The sequence below is a fragment of the Guyparkeria sp. genome (assembly GCF_046540515.1).
Classification (GTDB): Bacteria; Pseudomonadota; Gammaproteobacteria; order Halothiobacillales; family Halothiobacillaceae; genus Guyparkeria.
The window spans coordinates 1-8,641 of the sequence record NZ_JBKHFB010000074.1 but is presented as its reverse complement, the minus strand read 5'-3'; the positions used below and the strand labels follow the sequence as shown (position 1 = coordinate 8,641).

The following is an 8,641-nucleotide window of genomic DNA, read 5'->3' as shown; positions in this document are numbered from 1 at the left end:
GTCTCGGTCTCGGTCTCGGTCTCGGTCTCGGTCTCGGTCTCGGTCTCGGTCTCGGAAAGCGTGCCCTCCCCGGACGCTACGGACAAGCCGCTTTGCTCGGGCGCGACCGGCGTCTCGTCCGGCAGGTCGACCGTCAGGTCGTCCTCGCCGTCTCTCGCCCCGTCGAGTCGCAGCTCGTCCTGATCGTCTGCCAGACTGAAATCGAGGGCCGACTCGAGGCTCGCGCCGCGCTCCCCATCGGCATCGGAAAACGCGAGCGTGTCTGGCTTGCCGCCCGACCTGTCTTCAGCTGACACCACCTCGACATCAGGCTCTTCCGGCGTCGGCTCCTCGGGCATCTGGGCCGATCCCTCGACGTCGGCCTCTGCGGCCGCGGACGTCGACTCGTCCGCCAGGTTCAGGGCATCCAGCTCCACCACGTCTCGATCGGCCGGTTCCGTTTCAACATCCGCTTCCGGCAAGTCGGGCAATTCGCCGGCTCCAGCCGTGTCCGGGTCTACGCGCTGTTCCTCTTCTCCCTCGTCCAGCGCGAAGTCGAGCGCCGACTCCAGCTCCTCGCCTTTCGCCTCGTCGGCAGTCTGCAGTTCCACGGGTTGGGCGGGCCCTGTCTCCGTGGACTCCACCGCATGCCCGGCCATCTCCTGCTCGACCTGCCAGAACTCGATCAACTCGTCGGGGGTAGCGAGGCTTTCGTCGACCGCCTCGGCGGGGACGGGTTCGGCGTCGACATCCGGCCCGGACTCCGCGAGATCGGTCGACGGGCCGGGCTCGGCTGCCTCGGTGGCGGCAGTGGCCGAAGTGACCGCGTCCTGATCCTCGAGGCCGGCGGTCAGGTCATCGATCCGGCGCTTGGGCGCCTCGAGGAAGCGCGCGATCTCCTTGCCGAAATCGCGCAGGTTCTCGAGGTAGAACTCCAGCGCGGCGAAGAGCTCGCTCAGTGCCGAAAGCGTGTGTTCGTCGCCGACCGGATCGCCGAAGGACTGCGCCCGGCTCCAGCGGGCCAGCGCCATCACCAACGGAGTGGCCGCATCTCGGCCGGAAAGGCGGAGCACCTCGCCGATGCCGGTCAGCTTGTCGGCCGCCTCGGCAAAGGGGTCGGCGGCCGGGGCCCCGGCGTCGCCCTGCCCGGCGAGCCCGGCGTTGATTTGCTCACGCGCCTCGCTCAGGGATTCGAAGGCGGCACTGGCGATGGCACCGATCGAACTGGCGACGGTCTGGTCGCGCAGGGCCTCGGCACGATCGCCATCGGCCATGCTGCGGGGAATGCCGTCGATCACCTGCTCGACGAGCATCACGGTGCCCGCGAGCTCCATGAGCATGTCGTCGTCGAGGATCTCGGCCCCTCGCGTAACGGCCTGTAGCCGCTCCCGACCGGCCCCAAGGGCCTCGGCTGCCGCCGTGTAGCCGAGTGTGGCGAGCACACCGCTCATCTGTTCGAACCGACCGAGGATCCGCCCCAGCGGCTCGAGGTCATCACGCTTGCCGCGCACGAACAGGTCCAGCACATCCTGCGTGACCAGCAACTCCTCCTCGAGCGCCTTGCGCACCGCCTCGAGCGCCTCGGCATCGAGACCGACGAAGCGGGCAGGGCGATCGGCGGCATCCAGCTGGCGGCCCCATTCCTCGGCACGTTCCCGGCAGATGATTTCCTGATCGTCGACACGCTCGAGCAGTGACAGAAGCACCGAGGCGCCCAGATCGAGACCAGCGTGGTTGATCACGGATTCGCTGCGCCCCTGCAGCTGGAGGCGGAAGAGCTGAAGCACGCGACCGACGGCCCGTTTGAGAACCGGCGCGTACCGCTCCGGGTCCGACTCGGTCAACCGCAGCAAGTCGCCGACCACACGGATCGCGATGATGGCACTGCGGCTCGGTTCGTGGGCAATGATCTGCATCGACAGCTCACGCAGCGCGGGCAGCACCGACCAGTCGTCACGCATGACGGCGAGGACTTCGCGCTCCATGCGTCGCAGCAGGGGGCGCAGCTCGGCCTGCTCGTCCACATCCTTGTCGCGGTGCGGTCGCTTGCCGAGCTCATGCTCGGCCTGCAGCAGGAAGGCGCGCGCGGCCACGTCACGCACGTCGAGCGGGGAGTGATCCAGGGTGCCGCGCAGGCGGTTGACCATCGGCAGGAGGCTTGCCGGCGTGATCTCGGCGCCCGCGGCCATGCGGTCGAGCAGGGCCTGGAGCAGCGCGGCGGATTCGATCTGCGCGGAAACCGCCGTGTTAGCGTCATCCTCGCCGACGGACAGGTTCTCGAGTGGCTCGAGCGCGGCCAACTGAGTGCGCACCAGAACGCGTACCAACTGGATGTCGACCATGGAGAAAACGCGATCGATGGTCTGCAACGCCTGAGTGGCGTCGAAGACGTGCTCGGTGGCGTTCTCGCCCTCGGAAAGCTGCTCCAGCGCCCTCAAGAGCTCGGCGAGCCGCTCCTCCAGCCCCTCACGGAGCCAGTCGAATACGATCGCGTCGACTTTCCTTTCTGTCCGCATCTCTCAGTTCACCGCCTTTCGGCATCCCGCCTGCTGGAATATCCGTGTCCCGGTCGGTGATCGACTCATGCCGGTCGACCGGGACACCTGCTGTCGTGGCGCTCTGTCAGCCTGCCGCCTCGGCGTCGTCACGCTCGGGCATGGTGAAGCCGGCAACGGAGCGATTGAGCTCCTGAGAAAGCGAGCCCAGCTCGCCGATCTCGTCGGCCGCCTGGGTGGCGTTCTCCGCCGTCTGTTGCGTGTCCTGACGGATCCGGTTGACCGCCTCGCGCAGCTCGGTGGCCACCGACGCCTCCTTCTGCGCCACCGAGGTGATGTCGTTGATCTGCCGGGAGAGTTTGAGCGAGACGCTCTCGATCTCGGACAGCGCCTTGCCGGCATTCTCGGCGAGCGTGGCGCCGTCGACGACGTTCGAGGTGGTCTGTTCCATGGCGAGCATGGCCTCGGAGGTGTCGGTCTGGATGGTGTTGACCAGCAGCTCGATCTGACGGGTCGCGTCACTGACGCGCTCGGCCAGACGCTGGACCTCGTCGGCGACCACCGCGAAACCACGGCCGGCCTCACCCGCCATCGCGGCCTGTATGGCGGCGTTGAGCGCCAGGATGTTGGTCTGGTCGGCGATATCGGTGATCAGGCCGACGATGTCGCCGATCTCCTGCGAGGACTCACCCAGGCGCTTGAGGCGTTTGGACGTCTCCTGGATCTGCTCGCGGGTCTGGTTCATGCCCTTGATGGTCTGACGGACCGCGTCGCCGCCCCGGTGGGCGACATCGACCGAGGATTCGGCGATCTGAGCCGATTCCTGTGCACTGACCGAGACCTGCTCGATCTCGTCTGACATCTGGGCGATGGCATCCGATATCTCGGTGATGCGCTGGGCCTGACCGCGCGACTTGTCCGCCAGCGCCCGCGAGCTGTCCTGGGAGGCCCGTACCGCTTCGGCGACGCGCACCGAGGTGTCGTTGATCGTGCCGACCAGGTCGCGCAGGGCGTCGATGGTGTAGTTGACCGAGTCGGCGATCGCACCGGTGATGTCCTCGGTCACGGTGGTGTGAGCCGTGAGGTCACCGTCCGCGAGCGTCATCATCTCGTCGAGCAGGCGCAGGATCGCGGCCTGGTTGCGCTGGTTGGCCGCCTCGGTCTCGTTCAGCGCCCGACGGGACTCCTGTACCAAGGTTAGGCCCAGCCAGACGAGCAGCAGCAGGGCGAACGCACCGCTGGCGTAGCCGAGGTACAGGAACTGGGCCGCCTCGTTCTGGTCGTCGGCCAGGGTGCGGGCGAGCTCGGAGGTGGCACCGGTGAATTCGCCCGACATGCGGTCGATCTCGCGCGCCGCCTGGTTGGCGGCAAGCAGCTGCGGGGCCTGCTCGAGGACCGCGGACACCAACTGGTTGACGGTGGCGAACATGACGCCCACCTCACGCAACCCGTCACGCACCTCGGAATCGCTGACGCGCGGGGCCATGCGGTTGCCATTGAGCAGGCCATTGAGCACCCCGCCGAACAGGGACACGTCGCGACCGAAGCGCTCGGAGGCGTTGACCGCCTGCTCGCCGCCGCCGGTGATTTCGTCGAGGGTGGTGCCGATACGCTCGATGAACATCAGCTGACGGGTGGCCAGGTAGATCACGTGGCTGGGAGCGTCGTTGGCTACCAGCGTCTGGACCACCTCGTCCGAGGCGGCGGTGAGATCGGGCAGGACCTCCTCGATCTGGTCCGACTGCTCGCCAACGCTGAGGATCGCCTCGCGCCCCTCGAGCACCTTGCTCAACGAGTCGTTGTAATTGCCCCACTGGCTATCGACACGACCGAGGAGATCGGCACGGTTGGCGGGCACGGCCAGTTGGGGACGTTCGGCATCGTTGCCCTGCAGCGCGTTCAGGCTGTCGGTGAACTCGGCACGGATCGACTGCACCCGGTCGAACGCCTCGGGGTTGCCCCGGATGGCGCGCAACACCTCGATGGTGAGCTCCTGCGAGGAACGTTCCAGCTCGGCGCCGGCCAGACGGCGATCGAGGAACTCCTGCTCACGCTGGGCCGCCAGGATGAACACGACCACGGTCGCGACCAGGGCCAGAACCGCGAGAACCACGAGGATTAGTATCTTACGGCTGATGCCGCCCATCCGTGCGCCAAGACTCATAGTTGCCACTTACTCCTGAATGGAATTCTTCGTCATTGTTTCGTTATGCCGGACACTGCCCGCCCGGGCCGACGTCACGCGACGGCATTGAGGAACCGGTCGTGCTCCAGCAGCGAGCGGAACTCGACCACCGGCAACCACTCGTCGCCCAGCCTGACCTCCTGGTGAAAGCCGGGCAGGGAGGCCAGCTCTCGGTGATGTTCGGAGTCGATCAAGGGGCGCGCGTCGCCGTAGGCCACCTGGCGGATGCCGTAGGAGCGCTCCACCAGGAAGGCCGACGAGGCCTGGGCGTGCTTGGCGAGAAAGACCACGCTGTGGCGTGAAGCCGGGGTGGCGACATCGAACCAGAAACGCGCCAGGTCGAACACCCCGGTGAGTTCGCCGCGCAGGTTCGCCAGGCCGGACACCCACGGGCGCGCGCCGGGGAGGGTCACCATCCGCGGCGGAGCCACGATCGCCCTCACCTCGTCCAGGTCGATCAGCATGCGTCGGCCGTCGACGGCGAACAGGATGCCCTGCCAGGTCCTGACATGGCCCTCGCTGCTGGGCAGACCGACGGCATGCTGGTCGACCTGCCGGTTGATCCAGCCAAGGTAGTCGAACACATCCTCTGTGCGCTGCATGACGTCAGCCGAGCACGCTCTTGAGCACGTCGATCAGGTCGGCCTCCTTGACCGGCTTGACCAGGTACTCCTTCGCACCCTGGCGCATCCCCCAGATGCGATCCGTCTGCTGGTCCTTGGTGGTGACGATGATCACCGGGATGTCGCTTGTCGCACCGTCCTTGTTGAGCGTGCGGGTGGCCTGGAAGCCGTTCATCCCCGGCATGACCACGTCCATGAGCACCGCGTCCGGGCGCACCTGACGCACCAGATCGATCCCTTCTTCGCCGCTGTTGGCCACCGATACCTGGTGGCCGTGACGCTCGAGAATCTGCTTGAGCACATAGACTTCGGTGGGCGAGTCATCAATGACAACGATGTGAGCCACTACCCTGTTCCTCTAGAAAAATCCGGTTCGATTCGATTGCACCGGGCCCGAGAGCGGCCCCGGCAGCCTGCGACTCTCAGCCCGCCAGGGCACCTTCGTCGGTCACGGGACGCCCCTCGGCGAAGCGCTCGACCGCAGCGAGGATCTCGTCGCTGTTGAAAGGCTTGGTGAGGTAGTCGGAGGCACCGACAATGCGCCCGCGTGCCTTGTCGAAAATACTGTCCTTGCTGGACAGCAGGATGATGGGGGTATCGGCGAAGCGATCGTTGTTCTTGATCAGCGCCGTGGTCTGGTATCCGTCGAGACGCGGCATGAGGATGTCGATGATGACCACGTCGGGGTCGAAGGCGCCGATCCGGGCCAGGGCGTCGAATCCATCGATCGCGCTTTCCACTTCGCAGCCCGCCTTGCTGAGGATGCTGTCTGCCGTGCGTCGGATGGTCTTGCTGTCATCGACCACCATGACCCTCAGGCCGTCGAGGCCGGCGTGATTCTCTGTCGCTTCCATGTCGTATTCCTTGCTGCTGGCCGATTCTTGCCGTGCGTCGGCCGAATGTAACCAACGCATCCGTCTTTGGCAAACGTCTCGAGGCCCGCCCGCGCAACGGAACACACCGCCGACCCATCGTTTACACTGTGACGACCGATTTGCGCGGCCGCCCGGCGGCCCGGACCTCAACCAACCGACCACCATGACGAAAAGTCGATGACAAACAATCATTCCGCCCTGCAACTGGACAGTCAGGGCTCGACCCCCCAACTCGAGGCCAGCTACTGCGGCCCGCTGTTGATGATCGAATCGCACATCATCGAGAACCGTCGCCGCATCGAGACCTGGTTCCGCGACCAGTGGCGCGAGACGCCCGCCCCCTTTTACAGCTCGGTGGACCTGCGCAATGCCGGCTACAAGCTCGGCCCGGTCGACACCAACCTGTTCCCGGCCGGCTTCAACAACCTCAACCACAGCTTCGACCCGCTGGTGGTACAGGCGATCCAGTCGGCGGTCGAGCACGCCTGCCCCGACGCGCGCGGCATGCTTATCATCCCCGAGCGCCACACCCGCAACCGGTTCTACCTCGAATCGCTGGCCACCATGGCCGAGCTGTTCGAGCTGGCCGGCTTCGAGACCCGCATCGGTTCGCTGGACGCCCTCGATGAGCCGGCGCGCTTCGAACTGCCCTCGGGACGCACGCTGGTCCAGCACCCGATCCACCGCGAGGGGCGCCGCATCGAGGTGGACGGCTTCTCGCCCTGCACCATCGTGCTCAACAACGACCTCTCCGGCGGACGCGAGGACATCCTCGAGGACATCGAGCAGACCGTGGTGCCGCCGACCGCACTGGGCTGGTGGCATCGCTCGAAGTTCAACCATTTCAGCCATTACCAGGCGCTGGCCAACGAGCTGGCCGACCTGATCGACCTCGACCCCTGGCATCTCGCGCCGATGATCCTCGACTGCGGCCAGATCGACTTCATGAAGCGCGAGGGCGAGAACTGCCTGCAGGAGAAGGTCGGCGAGATGCTCGCCGCCATCCAGCGGAAATACGACGAGCTCGAGATCAAGGAAAAACCCTTCGTCGTGATCAAGGCCGATGCGGGCACCTACGGCATGGGCGTGATGATGGCCCAGTCCGCCGAGGACGTGACCGGCCTGAACCGCAAGCAACGCACCCGCATGGCGGCGTCCAAGGACGGACGCAGCATCAACCGCGTGCTGATCCAGGAAGGCATCTACAGCTTCGAACAGCTGGGGTCGAGCGGGCACGTCGCCGAGCCGGTGCTCTACATGATCGACCGCCACGTCGTCGGCGGCTTCTATCGCGTGCACACCAAGAAAGGCCAGAGCGAGAACCTCAACTCGCCCGGCGCGGAATTCGTGCCGCTGCCCTTCACCCAGTCCTGCGTCACGCCGGCACCCGACGCCTCGCCCGACAGCGACCAGAACCGGCTGTACTGCTACGGCGTGGTCGCCCGCCTGGCCCTGCTGGCCGCGGCGCGCGAACAGCGCGACCTGATCGGCGGCCCGCTCGATGGCCCGGCCGCCGACTGACTCGACCCGCAAGCGGAGCCGCCCATGCGCATCGCCGTCGTCATGGATCCGATCGAACGGATCAAGCCCTGGAAGGACACCTCGTTCGCCTTCCTCCTGAGCGCCCAGGCCCGCGACTGGGACTGCTGGTACATCGAGCCCGACTGGCTGTTCTTCGCCGACGGCACGCCGCAGGCACAGGCCGCGCCGATCACCGTGAACGACCGCGACCGGGATTTTCACACGCTCGGCGAGCGCGCCATCCACGCGCTGACGGACTTCGACATCATCCTGCAGCGCCAGGACCCGCCGATCGACCTGGACTACCACTACATCACCGGCCTGCTGTCGCTGGCCGAACAGGCCGGCGTGGTGGTCGCCAATCGCCCGGACGCCGTGCGGGCGGCCAACGAGAAACTGCTCGCCCAGCACTTCCCCGCGCTGTGCCCGCCGACGCTGGTCAGCCGCTCGATCGACCAGTTCAAGGCATTCATCGCCGAACAGGGCGAGATCGTGGTCAAGCCGCTGGATGCCATGGGCGGCAGCTCGATCTTCAAGATCCACGCGGACGACGAGAACGCCCAGGTGATCCTCGAGGTGATGACCCGCGACCAGACCGAGCTGGTCATGGCGCAGCGCTACCTGCCCGAGATCCGCACCGGCGACCGCCGCGTGCTGCTGATCGACGGCGAGCCGGTCGACCATGCCCTGCTGCGCGTGCCGGGCGAGAAGAGCTTCCGCGCCAATCTCGCCGCCGGAGGGCGCGGCGAGGTCGTGCCGCTACGCGAGCGTGACCGCGAGATCGCCGCGACCGTCGGACCCTGGCTGGCCGAGCGGGGCTACTGGTTCGTCGGTCTGGACGTGATCGGCGACTGGCTGACCGAGATCAACGTCACCAGCCCCACCTGCGCCCGCGAGATCAGTGCAGTCACCGGGCAGGACGTCACCGGGCGAATGCTCGATCGCCTGGCCAGTCGCCTGGCC

Annotated in this window: 7 protein-coding genes; 2 read left to right on the top strand and 5 right to left on the bottom strand. The window is 66.7% G+C overall.

The genetic code is table 11. From position 1 onward, the window contains the following. From ACLFRM_RS08220 to ACLFRM_RS08200, 5 genes are all read right to left on the bottom strand, one after another. Positions 1-2,495, bottom strand: a 2,495-nt coding sequence (locus ACLFRM_RS08220) for a hypothetical protein (protein ID WP_410755255.1), incomplete at its 3' end; no start/stop codon positions are given. A gap of 106 nt (positions 2,496-2,601) precedes the next feature. Next, positions 2,602-4,638, bottom strand: coding sequence for a methyl-accepting chemotaxis protein (locus tag ACLFRM_RS08215; protein ID WP_410755254.1), 2,037 nt, complete (start codon positions 4,636-4,638; stop codon positions 2,602-2,604). Positions 4,639-4,712: 74 nt separating this feature from the next. Continuing rightward, a complete protein-coding gene (locus ACLFRM_RS08210) occupies positions 4,713-5,261 on the bottom strand; it encodes a chemotaxis protein CheW (RefSeq protein WP_410755253.1) in 549 nt (182 codons plus the stop codon). 4 nt (positions 5,262-5,265) lie between these two features. Then, positions 5,266-5,628, bottom strand: a complete 363-nt coding sequence (locus ACLFRM_RS08205; RefSeq protein WP_410755252.1) for a response regulator — start codon at positions 5,626-5,628, stop codon at positions 5,266-5,268. Between the two features lie 76 nt (positions 5,629-5,704). Further along, positions 5,705-6,136: a response regulator gene (locus ACLFRM_RS08200; RefSeq protein ID WP_410755251.1), complete on the bottom strand. Its 432-nt coding sequence runs from the start codon at positions 6,134-6,136 to the stop codon at positions 5,705-5,707. Between the two features lie 198 nt (positions 6,137-6,334). Between ACLFRM_RS08200 and gshA the strand changes: the two genes are divergently transcribed. Next, the gene (gshA, locus tag ACLFRM_RS08195) at positions 6,335-7,678 is read left to right on the top strand and encodes a glutamate--cysteine ligase (RefSeq protein ID WP_410755250.1); all 1,344 of its coding nucleotides are present in this window, start codon (positions 6,335-6,337) and stop codon (positions 7,676-7,678) included. A 24-nt stretch (positions 7,679-7,702) separates the two neighbouring features. Further along, on the top strand, positions 7,703-8,641 hold a 939-nt coding region (gene gshB / locus ACLFRM_RS08190), incomplete at its 3' end, for a glutathione synthase (protein WP_410755249.1).